This is a genomic window from Brevundimonas sp. (assembly GCF_036677305.1).
Lineage (GTDB): Bacteria > Pseudomonadota > Alphaproteobacteria > Caulobacterales > Caulobacteraceae > Brevundimonas.
In genome coordinates this window covers 1-15,640 of record NZ_JAKFEB010000062.1, presented here as the reverse complement: position 1 = coordinate 15,640, position 15,640 = coordinate 1, and the positions used below count along the sequence as shown (strand labels likewise).

Annotated in this window: 17 protein-coding genes and 1 riboswitch; of the genes, 4 read left to right on the top strand and 13 right to left on the bottom strand. The window is 70.5% G+C overall.

Features of this window, described 5'->3' with window-relative positions:
• From V6M42_RS03755 to V6M42_RS03740, 4 genes are all read right to left on the bottom strand, one after another.
• The coding region (locus tag V6M42_RS03755) for an acyl-CoA dehydrogenase family protein (RefSeq protein ID WP_332677249.1) at positions 1-873 on the bottom strand (873 nt) is incomplete at its 3' end.
• A gap of 138 nt (positions 874-1,011) precedes the next feature.
• Positions 1,012-2,196 carry an acyl-CoA dehydrogenase family protein gene (locus V6M42_RS03750; protein WP_332677247.1) on the bottom strand — a complete coding sequence of 395 codons (1,185 nt, stop codon included), beginning with the start codon at positions 2,194-2,196 and terminating at the stop codon, positions 1,012-1,014.
• A gap of 71 nt (positions 2,197-2,267) precedes the next feature.
• Positions 2,268-2,903, bottom strand: coding sequence for a hypothetical protein (locus V6M42_RS03745; protein ID WP_332677245.1), 636 nt, complete (start codon positions 2,901-2,903; stop codon positions 2,268-2,270).
• Between the two features lies 1 nt (position 2,904).
• Positions 2,905-3,162 (bottom strand): Lrp/AsnC family transcriptional regulator, encoded by a 258-nt coding sequence (locus V6M42_RS03740; protein ID WP_056618579.1) that lies wholly within the window; start codon positions 3,160-3,162, stop codon positions 2,905-2,907.
• A gap of 47 nt (positions 3,163-3,209) precedes the next feature.
• Here V6M42_RS03740 and V6M42_RS03735 point away from each other — a divergent pair, with 47 nt between their 5' ends.
• Together V6M42_RS03735 and V6M42_RS03730 are read left to right on the top strand one after the other, a co-directional pair.
• The gene (locus V6M42_RS03735; RefSeq protein WP_332677243.1) at positions 3,210-4,043 is read left to right on the top strand and encodes an alpha/beta hydrolase; all 834 of its coding nucleotides are present in this window, start codon (positions 3,210-3,212) and stop codon (positions 4,041-4,043) included.
• Positions 4,044-4,412: 369 nt separating this feature from the next.
• A complete protein-coding gene (locus V6M42_RS03730; RefSeq protein WP_332677242.1) occupies positions 4,413-5,084 on the top strand; it encodes a bifunctional 4-hydroxy-2-oxoglutarate aldolase/2-dehydro-3-deoxy-phosphogluconate aldolase in 672 nt (223 codons plus the stop codon).
• 122 nt (positions 5,085-5,206) lie between these two features.
• Here the strand turns inward: V6M42_RS03730 and V6M42_RS03725 are convergent, their stop codons facing one another.
• From V6M42_RS03725 to V6M42_RS03685, 9 genes are all read right to left on the bottom strand, one after another.
• Positions 5,207-8,047 carry a M16 family metallopeptidase gene (locus tag V6M42_RS03725; RefSeq protein WP_332677240.1) on the bottom strand — a complete coding sequence of 947 codons (2,841 nt, stop codon included), beginning with the start codon at positions 8,045-8,047 and terminating at the stop codon, positions 5,207-5,209.
• 171 nt (positions 8,048-8,218) lie between these two features.
• Positions 8,219-9,061, bottom strand: a complete 843-nt coding sequence (locus tag V6M42_RS03720) for a ribokinase (RefSeq protein WP_332677239.1) — start codon at positions 9,059-9,061, stop codon at positions 8,219-8,221.
• A 14-nt stretch (positions 9,062-9,075) separates the two neighbouring features.
• Positions 9,076-9,603, bottom strand: coding sequence for a pyridoxamine 5'-phosphate oxidase family protein (locus tag V6M42_RS03715; protein ID WP_332677238.1), 528 nt, complete (start codon positions 9,601-9,603; stop codon positions 9,076-9,078).
• Positions 9,604-9,653: 50 nt separating this feature from the next.
• Positions 9,654-10,649 carry a nucleoside hydrolase gene (locus tag V6M42_RS03710; protein WP_332677236.1) on the bottom strand — a complete coding sequence of 332 codons (996 nt, stop codon included), beginning with the start codon at positions 10,647-10,649 and terminating at the stop codon, positions 9,654-9,656.
• Positions 10,650-10,744: 95 nt separating this feature from the next.
• Positions 10,745-10,891, bottom strand: a complete 147-nt coding sequence (locus V6M42_RS03705; RefSeq protein ID WP_332660508.1) for a hypothetical protein — start codon at positions 10,889-10,891, stop codon at positions 10,745-10,747.
• Positions 10,892-10,939: 48 nt separating this feature from the next.
• Positions 10,940-11,284, bottom strand: a complete 345-nt coding sequence (locus V6M42_RS03700) for a hypothetical protein (RefSeq protein WP_332677233.1) — start codon at positions 11,282-11,284, stop codon at positions 10,940-10,942.
• 46 nt (positions 11,285-11,330) lie between these two features.
• Positions 11,331-11,993: an aspartate/glutamate racemase family protein gene (locus V6M42_RS03695; RefSeq protein WP_332660506.1), complete on the bottom strand. Its 663-nt coding sequence runs from the start codon at positions 11,991-11,993 to the stop codon at positions 11,331-11,333.
• A complete protein-coding gene (locus V6M42_RS03690) occupies positions 11,993-12,991 on the bottom strand; it encodes a D-cysteine desulfhydrase (RefSeq protein ID WP_332677231.1) in 999 nt (332 codons plus the stop codon). Before V6M42_RS03690 ends, V6M42_RS03695 begins: the two co-directional genes overlap by 1 nt.
• 99 nt (positions 12,992-13,090) lie before the next feature.
• Positions 13,091-13,528 carry a BLUF domain-containing protein gene (locus V6M42_RS03685; RefSeq protein ID WP_332660504.1) on the bottom strand — a complete coding sequence of 146 codons (438 nt, stop codon included), beginning with the start codon at positions 13,526-13,528 and terminating at the stop codon, positions 13,091-13,093.
• 331 nt (positions 13,529-13,859) lie between these two features.
• Between V6M42_RS03685 and V6M42_RS03680 the strand changes: the two genes are divergently transcribed.
• A complete protein-coding gene (locus V6M42_RS03680) occupies positions 13,860-14,483 on the top strand; it encodes a TetR/AcrR family transcriptional regulator (protein ID WP_332660503.1) in 624 nt (207 codons plus the stop codon).
• 46 nt (positions 14,484-14,529) lie between these two features.
• Positions 14,530-14,638, top strand: a riboswitch (TPP riboswitch).
• 60 nt (positions 14,639-14,698) lie between these two features.
• Positions 14,699-15,640 (top strand): phosphomethylpyrimidine synthase ThiC (locus tag V6M42_RS03675; RefSeq protein WP_332677229.1); only part of this gene is annotated, 942 nt, incomplete at its 3' end.

Here is a 15,640-nt window from a genome sequence, read left to right as displayed (position 1 = left end):
CGTCGCCGCACGCGCGATCTCGATCTCCGAATACAGATGGGCGGCCCGGTGCTGCAGGGCCTGGAATTCGCCGATCAGCTTCCCGAACTGTTTGCGCGTCCGAAGGTATTCCAGCGTCGTCTGGAAGGCCTGATCCCCGGCCCCGTTCAACGACGCGGCCGCGCACGCCCGGCCGAGATTCAGCGCGCCGTCCAACAGCGCCCCGCCTCCGTCGACCGCTCCGATCACGGCGTCCGCATCGACCTCGACATCCGTCAGCGTCACCCGCGCCGCATTGTGCGCATCGACCATGACCGTCCGCTCGACCTCGACGCCCGCCGTCCCGGGGTCGACCAGGAACAAGGTCAGCCCGGCCTCCGTCCGCGCCGCAACGATCAGGGCGTCCGCGACATGGCCGTCCAGCACGAAGCCCTTGGCCCCGTTCAGCCGGAAGCCGTTGCCCGACCTCGCCGCCGTCGTCGCGATCCGCGCCGGCGCATGTTTGGGCCCTTCATCGACGGCCAGCGAAACGATCGCCTCGCCCGCCGCGATCCGGGGCAGCCAGGCCGTCTGCTGCTCGGCCGAGCCGCCCTTCAGCACCGTCGCCGACAATACGCCCGAGCCGAGGAAGGGCGACGGCGTCAGCGTCCGCCCCAGCGCCTCGGCCATGACCCCGGCCTCGACCGCGCCCAGACCCGAACCGCCGTGTTCCTCGGGAATGACGATCCCGGCGAACCCCATCTCGCCGAACGCCCGCCACAGGTCGCGCGACACCCCGTCGGCGTCGTGGCTGTCGCGCAGCTTGCGCAGATGGGCGATGGGGGCGTGCTCGTTCAGGAAGCCGTCGGCGGCCTCCTTCAGCATCGTCTGCTCTTCGGTGAGGATGAGGGGCATCCGCTTCTCTCTCTTCGTCATCCTCGGGCTTGACCCGGGGATCAGATTGTCCGTCGCACGGCGCCGAATTGACGACCACCGCGCTCGCCGCTCCGTCTGGCCCTCGGGTCAAGCCCGAGGGTGACGGCCGTGATGGGGTTACGCCCCCGGCAGCTGCAGCAGGTGTTTGGCGATGATGTTCAGCTGGATCTCGCTGGTCCCGCCCTCGATCGAATTGGCCTTGGTCCGCAGCCAGTCCCGCGCCGCCGCTCCGTGCCGCGACCGGTCGCTCTCCCACTCCAGCGCGTCCGATCCGCCCGCCGCCATCAGCAGCTCGTGCCGGCGCTTGTTCAGCTCGGAGCCATAGTATTTCAGCATCGAGGCGATGGCCGGATGGGCCTGCCCCGCCTTCACCTGGTCGCCCGTCCGCTCCATGGCCAGCCGGAAGGCTGCGGCGTCGACTTCCAGCTCGGCGATGCGAGCCCGGAGCATGCCGTCGTCCAGCCGCCCGTCCTCATCGAGTCCGATCGATCCGGTCGCCACCTGGCCCAAAGGCCGGCCGCCCGCGACCTCGCCCATGGCCCCGATCATGGTCCGCTCGTGCGCCAGCAGGTGCTTGGCCACGTCCCAGCCGCGGTTCAGCGTGCCGACGAGGTTCTCCTTCTCGACCCGCACATCGTCGAAGAAGGTCTCGCAGAACGGGCTCTTGCCGCTGATCAGGGTGATCGGCCGGGTCGAGACCCCCGGGGTCGCCATGTCGAACAGGACGAAGGAGATGCCCAGATGTTTGGGCGCCTCGGGGTCGGTCCGCACCAGACAGAAGATCCAGTCCGCCTTGTCGGCGTAGGAGGTCCACACCTTCTGGCCGTTGACGATCCAGTGGTCGCCGCGATCCTCGGCCCGCGTCTGGATCGCCGCCAGATCGGACCCCGCGCCGGGCTCGGAATAGCCCTGGCACCAGCGGATTTCGCCGCGCACGATCTCGGGCAGGAAGCGCTGCTTCTGTTCCTCGGTCCCGAAGGCCAGCAGGGCCGGCCCCAGCATCCAGACGCCGAAGCTGGCCAGCGGCGGCTGGGCCTTGATGCGCCGCATCTCGGCGTTCAGCACCTTGGCCTGTTCGCGGCTCAGCCCGCCGCCGCCGTATTCCGCCGGCCACTCGGGCGCGGTCCAGCCCCGCGCCGCCATCCGGTCCAGCCAGACCTTGTGCGCCGGCGTGGGATATTCGGCGTTGCGGCCGCCCCAGACCCGGGCCTCGTCGCTCTCGACGGGTCCACGGCATTCGGCCGGGCAGTTCGCCTCCAGCCAGGCGCGGGTCTCCGCGCGGAAAGTGTCGAGATCGGTCATGGCAGCCTCCCTCCCGAAACGTTAGCAGCCCCGCCGCGATGACGCAGGGTCAGGTTTCGGTAGAAAATCCATCAGTAGATCCGGTCGTAGGTCCAACCGGTCAATCCGATCAGCCGCAGGCCCAGGGCGCGTACCGGCCCCTCGGCAGACCACCGGTCGATGAATCGATACCCGTCGGACCCATTGGCCTCGATTATCCATCGGGCGCCATCCGCGCGGACGATGATCGAGCCGTCCGCCTGCGCCGGACAATCTTCGACAGGCGGCAGATCCAGCACCCGGGTCTCAGCCAACAGGGCCGTCAGGTGCGACGTCTCATCGGCGGATAGAAGACGTTCCACCTTGCGCGCCACCCGGCCGGGCTCATAACCGCCGGCGCCCGAAAGCTCCTTGCCGACCAGCTTCAACCTGTGGTCCGCGGTCGCCTCGACCCGCACGATCACCGGGGCGTCGAAACTGCGCAGCCAGGTGAGGCGAAGGACGCCGACGCCGCCGGTCTGGTAGGCGGGCGCGCCCTGACCCAGCCGGGGTTCTCCGGCCGCGCGCAGATGCGACGAGTACCAGTCGGATCTGAAGTCATCCATGACCGGTACCCCGTCGCCATAGCTGCAGGGCTCGACTGCCGCCAGGAGCGAGGGAGGAAAATGAGATGCGCTCGCGCAGCTTCCCAGCAAGCAGGTCGCCAGAAGGATCGCGACCGCGCGCACGTCAGCCGCCGCCGGGCAGGAAGGGCGAGAAGGTGATCACGGTGAAGGTGTCGCGGATGTTGGCGCGGGTCTGGACGGACTTCGTCACGAACGTGCCGATGTCCATCTCCTTCGGCAGCTGGAATTTGGCCAGCAGGTCGTACTGGCCCGAGGTCGAATAGACCTCCGAGACGTATTCGACATTGTCCACCATGTCGGCGGCCACGTCGTTGGCGTGGCCCAGCTCGCATTTGATGAAGACGAAGATGGCGGTCATCATGGCGGCGGTCCTTCCGGCTGGTCGGAAGGTGTCTAGCGGATGGTTGCGTGACGGGTAAGAGCGAAGCGGCGATCGACCTCGAGGCCGAGTACAACAACCGCGCCCGCGTGCCCGACCATCCGGCCGTCATGGCCATGTGGCGCGAAACCGCCGAGGCCGCCCGCGCCGCCCATCCTCCCGTCCACATCGCCTACGGCGCCGGCGAGCGCGAGGTCATGGACCTGTTCGACGCAGGCCCCACGAATGGATCTGGCGCGCCCGTCGCCGTCTTCCTGCACGGCGGCTACTGGCAGGCGCTGGACAAGGACTGGTTCAGCGGGATCGCGCCCGCCTTCCTGGCCCGGGGCGTCAGCCTGGCGGTTCCCTCCTACGATCTCGCCCCTGCCGTGCGCCTGGGCGTCATCCTGCGTCAGGCGCGCGAGGCGGTGGAGATGATCCGCGCCCGCACCGGCGCCCGGCCGGTCGTCTTCGGCCACTCCGCCGGCGGCCATATGGCGGCCTGCATGCTGTCCGAGGGCCGCGCCTCGGCCGCCGTCGCCATCAGCGGCGTCTTCGACCTGCGCCCCCTCGTGCCGACCTCGCTGAACAAGGCGCTCGACCTCGACGAGCGCGAGGCGGCCGCCCTGTCGCCGGTGTTCTGGCCGATCCCCAACGGCTCGACCCCGGGGGGAACGATCCTCGACTGCGTCGTCGGGGGCGACGAGAGCTCCGAGTTCCTGCGCCAGTCGCGCATGATGGCCGACCACTGGGCCGCCAACGGCGTCGAAACACGGTACGAAGCCCTGCCCGGCCTCAACCACTTCACCGTGCTGGACCCGCTGTTCGACCCGAAAAGCCAATTGATGAAGCGAATCACGGATTTGGCGAAAGCGACGGGCTGACCCCGTCCGGGGCGCGGCGCCACCGGTGACAATTCACCGCTCCCCGCCCCGAATTCATGGCTTGACCGATGAAGCGAATGATTGTGTTTGCGCGCGTCCGGCATCCGTTGTGACCGGTCGCGTTCACCAGAGCTCCATGTTCCGAGCATTTCGAAAATTCCTCCGCCAGCTTCGCTGCCGCCGCCATCGCTGGCGGCCGGATCGCCGGGTCTCCGGGCGTGAGTTCTGCGACCTGTGCGGCGCCAAACGCCGGGCGGCCTGAGTTTCGAAACACAAAGTTCCGCGCCGTCGCGCCCCGCCGCTTCCCCGGAACCCGACGGGTGCGATAAGCATGTGAGGGCTGCCGGCCGCCGGCGGAGGAACCAGACCATGCGCCACGACCGTCTCGCCGTCCTGACCGCCCTTGAAGCCCAGGGCGTGGCCCCGGTCTTCTATCACCCGGATCCGCAGGTCAGCCTGGACGTCATCCGCGCCTGCGCCCGCGGCGGCGCCAGGGCGATCGAGTTCACCAACCGCGGCGACTTCGCCTGCGACCTGTTCGGCGACATCGCCCGCGAACTGCAGAAGACCGATCCGGACGTCATCCTGGGCATCGGCTCGGTGGTCGATGCGGGGACGGCCAGCCTCTATCTGAACCGCGGCGCCCGCTTCGTGGTCAGCCCCTGCCTGGTTCCCGAGGTCGCCCGGGTCTGCAACCGGCGCATGACGGCCTATTTCCCGGGCTGCGGCTCGGTCACCGAGATCGGCCAGGCCCATGAACTGGGCTGCGAGATCGTCAAACTGTTTCCCGGCGCCAGCGTCGGCGGCGCCGACTTCGTCAAGGCGGTGCTGGGCCCCATGCCCTGGACCAAGATCATGCCGACGGGCGGCGTCGACCCTGACGAGGCCTCGATCGCCAGATGGTTCGGCAGCGGCATCGTCGCCGCCGGCATGGGCTCGAAACTGGTCACCGACGCGGCCGTCAAGGCCGGCGACTGGGCCGGCATCGAGGCCAATGTGCGCAAGACGGTGGACGCGATCGCGGCGTTCCGCGCGAAGTAGTGGCTGGTGGCTAGTGGCTAGTGGCTGGCCACCGCCGGTGCGGAGGCGCGGACCGCGCCGCCCTTCCGCCGCCAGTCATGCGACAATCACTAGCCACTAGCCACTAGCCACCAGCCACTCCCTTACAGCCCCAGCGTCGGACTGTTCAGGTCCAGCGACGCCGAGGGGATCACCACCACATCGGGATGGGCCGCCCGCAGCGCGTCGATGAACATCGCCGACTGGCCGACCACCACGACCCAGGCCTGGTCCGAGCCGACCGCCTGCGCCGCGGCCATGACGGCCTCGGGCGTGGTGGCGTTGATCTTGCCGACATAGGTCTCGACCTCGGTCAGCGGCAGGCCGTAGGTGACCGCGTCCGACAGGACTCCGCCCAGACCGCCCGTGGTCTCGATCGCGCGCGAGAAGCCGCCGGTGATGAAGGCCTCGCGGTCGGTCACCGCCTGGTCCGTCACCGCTTCGGTCTTCAGCCGGTCGAACTCGGCCAGCACCAGACCGACCACCTCGGCGGCGCTTTCGTTCTTGGTCTGGGTCGCGGCGCTCAGCAGGCCGCCGTCGACCCGCGCGCCCAGCGAGGAGTTGGCGCCGTAGGACAGGCCGCGCTTGGCCCGCACCTCCTGGAACAGGTGGCCGTTCTGGCCGCCGCCGATGACGCTGTTGACCACGGCCAGGGGGTAGAAGGCCGGGTCCGAACGGCGCGGGCCGCGCACCGCCGCGGCCACGGCCGCCTGACCGGCGCCCGGCAGGTCGACCACGACGATGCGCGGGGCCGGCCGGTCGCCCGCCCGGTTCGGGAGGGTCGGAACCGCGCCCGACGGCCGCTCCCACCCGCCCAGGGTCCGTTCGGCGAAGGCGAAGGCCTGTTCGGGCTCCATCCCGCCGGTGATGATCAGGGCGGCGTTGTCGGGCCGCCACCAGCGGTCATGGAAGCCGACGACCTGGTCGCGCGTCAGGGTCCCCACCGAGGCCGGCGTCCCGGCCGCGGGCGCGCCATAGGCCGCGCCGCCGAAGGCCAGCCGGTTGAGCACCTGCGAGGCCAGCGAACCCGGGTCGCGCAGGGCGACGGTCAGGCCGGTCACCGTCCGCGTCCGGCTGCGTTCCAGTTCGGCCGCGTCGAAGGCCGGGCGCTGGACCACATCGGCCAGCACCGCGCCCGCCTGATCGGCCGAGGCCACGGGCGCGGACAGGAACAGGGTGGTGGCGTCCGCCCCCGCCCCGCCGCCGATATCGGCGCCCAGCGCCTCCAGGGTGCGGGCGATCTCCGGGGCCGACCGGCCGCCGGCGCCCTGGGTCGCCAGATTGGCGGTCATCGAGGCCAGGCCCGACTGGCCGGCGTCGGCCGCCGCCCCGCCCGCCATGACCAGCTGGGCGTTCATGATCGGCAGATCGGTCGACTTCGCCACAATGACCCGCAGGCCGTTCGGCAGGGTCCGCTCGACCACGCGCGGCGTGGCCATGGCCCGCACCGCGCCCGGCGCCGGCGGCGCCATTCGCCGGCCTTCGGGCAGAAGCTCATTGGCCGGCAGGATGGCCGCCGGAACGGTCAGATAGGTCGGAACGGGCGCGGGGTTGCGCCAGCTGTCGTCGGGTACGCCGGCCGGCCGGGCGCTCTCGTCCTGATAGCGGACCGCGACCCGCGTCTGGTCGTTCAGCCATGTCCGCGCCACCCGCTGCACGTCCGCCGCCGTCACGGCCTGGATGGCCGCCAGCCGCTCGTCGGGCGCCCGGGGATTGTTCTCCGACACGATGGCCTGGCCCAGCATGAAGGCCCGGCCCGACGCCGTCTCGCGCTGGCGCAGGTCCGAGGCGACCAGCTCGGTCTTGGCCTCGGCCAGTTCCGCCGCCGTCACCGGCTCGTCGCGCACCCGCGCCAGTTCGATGTCGAGCGCCGCCTCGAGGTCGCTCATCGCCTTGCCGCGCGCCACGGTGGCGGTCACGCCGATGGAGCCGTCCTCCTCCATGCTGTTGGCGTTGAAGCCGGCGTTCGAAGCCAGCTGCTTGCCGTAGACGAGGGCCTGATACAGGCGCGAGCTTTCGCCGCGCGACATGATCGCCTGCAGCACGTCCAGCGCCGCCGAGTCCGGATGGTTCGCCGCCACGCCGGGGTACAGAACCCCCACCGCCGGCAACGGCACGTTGGGCGCATAGGCCTCGACCATGCGCGGCGCGGTGCGCGGCGTCTCGAGCGGACGCTCGAAGACCGGCACCGGACGGTCCGGGTTCCGGATGCCCGCGAAATACTGGTCGACCCAGCGGTCCAGCTGCGCCGGATCGAAATTCCCCGACACGATCATGGTCGCCGTGGCGGGGCGGTAATAGGCCTCGTGGAAGGCGCGCGCATCGTCGATCACCGCCGCGTTCAGCTCCTCGAGCGAGCCGATGACGCTGCGGCGATAGATGCTTTCGTCGAAACTGTTGTCGCCGATCACGAACCGGCTGAACCGGCCGTAGGGCGGCGCCAGCACCCGCTGGCGCAGCTCTTCCTGGACGATCGAACGCTCGGCCTGGAACACGGCGTCGTCGACCACCGGCCGCGCCATCCGCTCGGCGTGGGTCCACAGCATCGTCTCCAGATACTGGGGCGGCACCGTCTCATAGTAGTTGGTGAAGTCCTGCCCGGTGGAGGCGTTGCGCGACCCGCCGGCGTTCTCGACCAGGGTCGAGATCTGGCCGTACGGCAGGTTGACCGTCTTGCGGCTCAGGATGTGTTCGAACAGGTGGGCGAAGCCGCTGCGGCCCTGCGGATCGTCCTTGCCGCCGACGTCGTACCAGAGGGTCACCGTCACCGTGCCCGCCGCCGCGTCCGGCATGGCGTAGACGTCCAGTCCGTTGGCCAGTTCGCGGTGGGTGTACTCCAGCGGCGGCACGGAGATCGGCGCGGCTGACGCGGACGGGGACTGGGCGAAGGCCGGCGAGGCGAGCGCCAGCAGCGAGGCTCCCAGAAGGGCGGCGGTGCGTGTCATGTCGGCGGTCCCCGGATCGGCGTCTGAACGGAAGCCGGGACCCTATCAGCCGATCCTCCGGGCCAAAGTTACGACGCCGTAATGATCGCCCAAGCGAAATCGGAGATTTCGCTCAGGCATCATGAGAGAGCCTGATTCACGGCATCGGCGGAATCGCGAAGCGATTCCACCTCAACCGATCAGGCTCTCGACCTCGGCCCGCGTCGGCAGCGACGGCTGGGCCCCGGGCCGCGTCGCCGCCAGCGCCCCCGCCGCGCAGGCGAACCGCAGCGCCTCTTCCGCCTCCATCCCTTCCAGCAGGGCGACGCAGATCGCGCCGACGAAGGCGTCGCCCGCGCCGGTCGCATCCACGGCGGTCACCCGGGGCGGCGCCGCGCGCGCCATCTCGACGCCGCGCTGGTACATGACCGCGCCCTTCGCGCCTTCGGTCACCACCACCCGCCCGCCGCCGTGATGCAGCAGGTCGCCGTAGAAGGCCGCCTCGGTCTCATTGACCACCAGCAGGTCGGCCCGCCGCAGCAGCTGGTCCGACACCGGCGCGGCCGGGGCCAGGTTGACGCAGACGAACTCGGTCGCGCGGCCGACCGCCGCCTCGACCGTCGAGATCGGCAGCTCCAGCTGCACGATCAGCGGACAGTCGATCCGCGCCGGCAGCTGTTCGGGCGTGACGCGCAGATTGGCGCCGGCGCAGACCACGATCTGGTTCTCACCCGTGTCGTCGACGGCGATCAGGGCCACGCCGGTCGGCTCGGCGATGTCCGTCTCGACCCCCGACAGCTCGACGCCCCAGGTCATCAGCAGGGCCATGGCCGCGCCCGACATCTCGTCGTCGCCGACGCAGCCGGTCAGGCTGACGTCCGCCCCCAGCCGCTGCGCCGCCAGCGCCTGGTTGGCGCCCTTGCCGCCCGGATGCCGCGCCAGCGTCGCCCCCGTGACCGTCTCCCCGGCACGCGGCAGGGACGGGCTGGTGGCGACGAAATCCAGATTGATCGAGCCGACGACCGAAATTCTCAAGACATCTCCCCGGATCAGAACAGCTGCGACACGCCCCGGCCCGCGCCGGGGTGGGGATCGGGCGCGCCCCCGGCGCCGATCGCGTAGGTCTGGGCCCGGCTGCGGCCGTCGATGACCGCGACCGGCGCGATGATCTCGGGCGTCAGCCGCATCACCGCGACCGAGTCGCCGCCCGGGGCGAAGGCCCGGGCCTCGGGGTAGCGGTCGAACACCATCCGGTTGAGCCGTTCGACCTCGCCGGGATCGGTGACCTCGGCGACCCGGCCCGCGAGCGACAGGCCGACGGTGTCCGCCTCGGGCGCCTCGGCCCGTATCGCCGCCGAGACCCGGGGGTCGAACAGCAGGTTGGCGAATTTCTGGCTGTCGCGGGCGATGACGAAATACAGTTTCAGCCCGTCGTTGACGTAGCCGACCGTGGTGACCTGCGGCCAGCCGTCCGGCCGGTTGACGGCCAGGGCCATCAGCCGCGTCGAGCCGAGCAGCTCGGCGATCGCCGCCACCGCCCCGCCGTGGATGGGGGTGATCTCCCCGCTGCCGCTCATGATCGTCTCCTTGCAGGCTCGGCGTAGCGAACGCCCTCCGGGGGGCGGGATCAACCCCTCGGCGCGCACGCCTCCGCGATCAGGTCGAACACGCCGTCAGCATCCGCCGACACCGCCCAGCGGTGCGGCAGAGCCCCGGCCACGCCCTGGCGGAATTCGACCGCCGTATGCCCGCGCGTCAGCTCGCTCTGCGTCTCCACCTCGATCCGGCAGGGCTTCAGCGCGAACAGGTCGGGCCGCAGCAGCCAGGCCACCGGACAGAGGTCATGCACCGGCGGCCCCCACTCGGGCAGGGAGGGCCAGCCGACCAGCCGGCGCTCGACCCTCTCCGAGAACCGCATCATCGACGCCGCCGTGTCGGCCATCGGCGTTCCGATCGCTTCCAGCGCCGCGATCCGCGCCTCGGTCGCCCGCACCTGATGCGTCGCGTCCAGCCCGAACAGCACGACGTCGCACCCCGTCGCCAGGACCTCGGCCGCGGCCTCGGGATCGGCCCAGATGTTGAATTCGGCCGAGGCGGTGATGTTGCCGCCCTCGGACCGCGCCCCGCCCATGACCGCCACGGGTCCCAGCCGCTCCGCCAGTTCCGGCGCCTTGCGCAGCGCCAGCGCGACATTGGTCAGCGGCCCCAGCACCGCGATCGCCACCGACTTCCCGGGCCGGTTCATGACCCGGTCGATGATCGCGTCCGCCGCGTGCTCTTCCGCACACGGAGCATCCGGCTCCCGGGGCGTCAGATCGCCCAGCCCCTCGGCCCCGTGGAACTCGCCCGCCCCCGCCGGCTCGCGGCGCAGCGGCCGGTCCGCGCCCATGAAGACGGGCACGTCTTCCCGCCCGGCGATCTGGCGCAGCATCCGCGCATTCCGGGCCGTCTTCGTCACCGGCACGTTCCCGCCCACGGCGGTTATGGCCAGCAGGTCCAGTTCGCCGGACCCGAAGGCGAGCATCAGCGCCACGGCGTCGTCCACGCCGGGATCGCAATCGATGATGAGGGCCTGTCTGGTCATCGGGAGGGTTTGAAGCGGCTCGCCCGGATAGGCAACCATCTGGCCCTCCGTTCACCTGTCGGAGACGGCCGGCAGACCGTCCGTCGCCCGGCCAAGACGCCCGCCCTTTCGGGCGGGCGTCCCTGATCAAACGATCAGCAGCAGGCGCAGGCCTCGCAGCACGCCGCGATGGCGTCGCAGCAGGCGCATACGGCCTGGGCCACAGCGTCCGGCGCGGCCGCGAAGGCGGCGGAACCGGAAGCCAGCAGCACCAGGGCTGCGATGGTGAAAGTGCGTTTCATGGTTTGATCTCTGTTTGATTGAATGAAAGTCGGTCTTCAATGACAGGATCAGGTTCGCGGGGGCGGGTCGTCGGCCTCCACAGTGAAATCGGCCTGCCGCGCATCGAGCAAGGGATAACGGACGGACGCATGGATGGGTGCGGGCGCCGAACCGCCGACCGGCGGGACAAGGCTCTGGCAAAAGACCAGGCAGGCCTTCTCGCACGGAGCCTTTTCGGTTTCCTGTTCGCACGGGCCGCCGTCGTCGCTCATCGACATGGGCGTCGCGCCCTGATCGATCGGGACGTCGCAGGCCAATGAAGCCGTGGCGACAAACAGCACCGCCAGCGCCGCGAGAAGCGCAGCCGTCAGCCCGACGAGGTTATGGCGCAGGAACGACATTGCGCCGACCATACGTCAAAATCCGGACGGAGCTATACCCCGGCGGAGCCTCCCGACATCATTTGCACCGGTCCACGCACGCCTGCGCCAGCACCTCGGCCGAATCCACCAGCGGCACGGTGACGTCCTCGGCCCCCAGCAGCAGCGGCACCTCGGTGCATCCGGCGATCACCGTCTCGGCGCCCGCCGCAACCAGCATGGCCGCCAGCCGCCGCATCTCGGTGCGCGGCCCCTCGCCCAGGTCGCCGCGCTTCACCGCATAGACGCAGGCCATGAAGGCCTCGCGCGCGGCCCCGCTGAGGCGCACGATCTTGACGCCCTTGCCCTGCAGCGCGCGGGCGTACAACGCCTCGCCGCCGGGGGTGGCCAGGACGCCGATCTTCTTCGCCCCGCCGGCCGCGGCCGCCTCGGTGGTCTCGGCGATCATGTCGACGAAGGGCAGGCCGACCTTCCGGATCCCGGCCGCCTGCGCATGCGCCGTATTGCACGGCATGCACAGCACCTGGGCCCCGGCGTCGCGCAGCCGCATCGCCATCTGGCCCAGCGTCTTCTCGGCCGCGTCCGGCTGGCGGTTGCGGTCCGGCACCTGCGGATTGATGTCGGCCAGGATCCGGATGTGGTCCTGATCGCCCTGCGCCGGCGTCAGCGCCTGCACCCGCTCAAGGAAAGCCACCGTCGCCGCGGGCCCCATGCCGCCCAGAACGCCCAGAACCTTCGCCATCAGAGCGCTCCCTCGATCTCGCCCTGATAGCCGAACAGGCCCTGGGCCCCGCCGGTGTGCAGGAACACCACCGTCTCATTCTCGAACCGCCCGGCCCTGGCCAGGGCGATCAGCCCCTTCATCGCCTTGCCCGTATAGACCGGGTCCAGCACGATCGCGTCCGTCCGCGCCGCCAGTTTCAGGGCCTCGATCACCGCCTCGTCGACCAGGCCGTAGCCCTCGCCGACGTAGTCGCAGTCAGCGACCACCATGTCCGCCTTCACCGCGTCCGGCCGCCCCAGCAGGGCCGCCGTCTCGCGGGCCAGCTTCAGCACATTCTCTTCCTGTTTCGCCTTCGGCGCCCGCACGCCGACGCCCAGCACCGGAACGTCCGCCCCCATCACGGCCAGGCCGGCGACCAGACCGGCGTGGGTCCCGGCGCTGCCCGTGGCCGTCACGATCCGGTCGACCTGCATGTCCAGCTCGTCCGCCTGGACCACGATCTCGCGCGCGCAGTCGACATAGCCCAGCGCCCCGATCGCGTTCGAGCCGCCGCCGGGGATGATGTAGGGCTTGCCGCCGCGCGCCCGCACCTCGGCCGCCGTCCGCTCCAGCTCGGCGTTCATGTCGGTCCCGCCCGGCACGGTGCGCATGCCGGCCCCGAACAGCCGGTCCATCAGGACGTTGCCGTTGCGGGTGTAGTCGATGGCCTGCGACCCCGTCCGCTCTTCCAGAATGACCTCGCTGGCGAAGCCGTGGGCGGCGGCGGCGGCCACGGTCTGGCGCACATGGTTCGACTGCACCGCGCCCTGGGTGACAAGGGTGTCGGCGCCCTGTTCCATGGCGTCGCCCAGCAGGAACTCCAGCTTGCGGGTCTTGTTGCCGCCGCCGGCCAGGCCCGTGCAGTCGTCGCGCTTGATCCAGATCTCGACCCCCAGCGCCTCGCTCAGCCGCGGCAGCGGCTCCAGCGGGGTCGGCAGGTGGGCGAGGCGGACGCGGGGAAAGCGGGCGAGATGCATGGGGCGGCTCCGGTGTGCGCCCCTCATAGACGCCTCCGGACAAATTGCCGAACCGGTTCGCGGATGTTCGGACGCGCGGGCGCCCAGGACCGCCGGCGGTCAGGAAAACCGGCGCGCCTGCGGCGGGGCCGCGTCCAGCTTCCGGACGGCGTCCAGCAGGATGCCGATCACCTCACGCGGCGTCCGGTCGTTGTCGTCCACCAGACTGTCCAGCGCCGCGCCATGAACCGGGGTGATCCGGGCATTGGCCATGCTCCAGCGGCTGAAGAGGCGTTCTGATATGGGCGCGCGGTCCAGCAGGGTGACGTCGCGGTGCCGCGGATCGCTCTCCAGCCGCCGCAGCAGCGCGTCCAGGGCCTGGGCCGGGCCCTCCACCACCTGGATATAGCGGTCCCGGTGGGCGGCCAGGGCCCCGGTCAAACCGTCACGGTCGTTGTTCCGTTGCGACTCCGCGAGAATGACCGCGAGATTGCCGATCGACTCGGTCGTGCCCGTGGCGGTGCTTTCGTACACCAGCCGCTCCAGCCTCAAACCCATGCTCACGCCCTTCCTTTGCGGCTGTAATGCCGATGCAACCTTTCCGGTTGCAGTTGTGTAAATATTTGTCTTCCAACGGAAATGTACATTACCGGACCGAGGGCTTTTCCCGGTCCGTCACGCGGGGCGAAATAATTTCAGCGCGCCCGGGAACGGACTTTGGCAACCGCAGTTTTCCCATCGGACCTTGCGGCGATGCGCGCTCGACAGAGTCCTCAGCGGCCCGGTCTCTGCCACGCCCCCCGACGCAGACCGGGCCGCTTCTTCTTCCGCCAACCTCCATCGACCGGGCCGCTTGCCGACTCACGTCGCGCGGCCTGATGCTGGGGGCATGGCCGAATCGCCCGTCCCCGCCGTCGCCAGGCTTCGCGACCGAAGCGCCACCGAGGCCGCCATCGTGGCGGCGGGCGAGCGCATCCTGCTGCGCGACGGCTTTCCGGGCCTGAACGTCCAGACCCTGGCCGCCGAGGCCCGCTGCGACCGCAAGCTGGTCTACCGCTATTTCGACGGCGTCGACGGCGCGGTCGAGCGCATCGCCGCCCGCGCCCACGCCGAACTGGTGCGCAGCCTCGACGCCGTCCCGGCCGGCGACGCCGAGTCCCTGCGCGCCTTCGCCCGCGAAAGCCTGGCGGCCTGGCTGGGCGCCCTGCGGGCCAGCCCCCTGACCCTGCGCCTCATGGCCTGGGCCCTGGTCGAGGCCTCGCCCCTGCTCAACCGCATCGAGGCCGAGCGCTCGGCGGTGCTCCAGGCCTGGATGCGCGAGCGCCGGCCCCGGCTGCGCGTGCCGCCCGAGGGCGACGCGGTCGCCATCAACGCCGTCCTTCTCGCCGCCGTGCAGCATCTGGCCCTGAACGGATCCGTCCGCCCCGGCGCCGCCGGCCTGGCCCTGGACGAGGCCGGCTGGGCCCGTATCGAAGGCGCCCTCGACGCCCTGCTGGCCGTCTTCCCGGACTAGCGCCGCCCCGCCGCCTCGACAGCCGGACCCGGCGGGCGTATGCCTGAGCCGTTCTCCGGGGGGTCGCATCCGAGCGGCTGAGATTGAGGTGTTCCTCTGACCCGTCGAACCTGATCCGGGTCATGCCGGCGAAGGGATGAGTAACGCTTCGGTCCCAGGGCCTCCACGCCACAGGACCCTCGCCCGACGTCGGCGCCCTCAACACCGAGGCCGCCATGAACATCGCCGTCACCCCGCCCGAACTGCCGCAAGAGCCCAATGTCGACCTGGCTCTGAAAGACGCCCGCGACGCGGTGATGAAGGAGACCGGGACCATCCCGACCGGCGAGCGCGCCGGCAGCCGCAAGGTCTATGTCGCCGGCGCGCTCTACCCCGACATCCGCGTGCCCTTCCGCGAGGTGGCGGTGCACCCGAGCGCCAATGAGCCGCCGGTGACCATCTATGACTCCTCGGGCCCCTACACCGACCCGACCGTGACCATCGACATCAAGCGCGGCCTGCCCCTCGTGAAGAGCAGCTGGCAGCTGGACCGCGGCGACATCGCCCCCGTGCTGAACCCGCGCGAGGTCAAGCCGGAAGACAACGGCCACGCCTCGGGCCGCCACCTGGCCCCGCGTTTCGACACCTCGCACCACAGGGTCTTCAAGGGCGTCGAGGGCCGGCCGGTCACCCAGTACGAATACGCCAAGGCCGGGGTCATCACCCCCGAGATGGAATACGTCGCCATCCGCGAGAACCTGCGCAGGGAAGGGATGAGGGATGAGGGACGAGGGATGAAGGAGAGCGGCGCCTTCGTCACCCTGCACGACGGTTCGACCGTCCCGGCCCCCTCATCCCCCATCCCTCATCCCTCATCCCTGAGAGACGGCGAGCCCTTCGGCGCCGAGATTCCGGACCTCGTCACCCCCGAGTTCGTCCGCTCCGAGATCGCCCGCGGCCGCGCCATCATCCCGCACAACATCAACCACCCAGAGGTCGAGCCGATGATCATCGGCCGCAACTTCCTGGTGAAGATCAACGCCAACATCGGCAACTCGGCCGTCCTCTCCAGCGTCGACGACGAGGTCGACAAACTGGTCTGGGCCACCCGCTGGGGCGCCGACAACGTCATGGACCTGTCGACCGGCCGCAACATCCACAACATCCGCGACTGGATC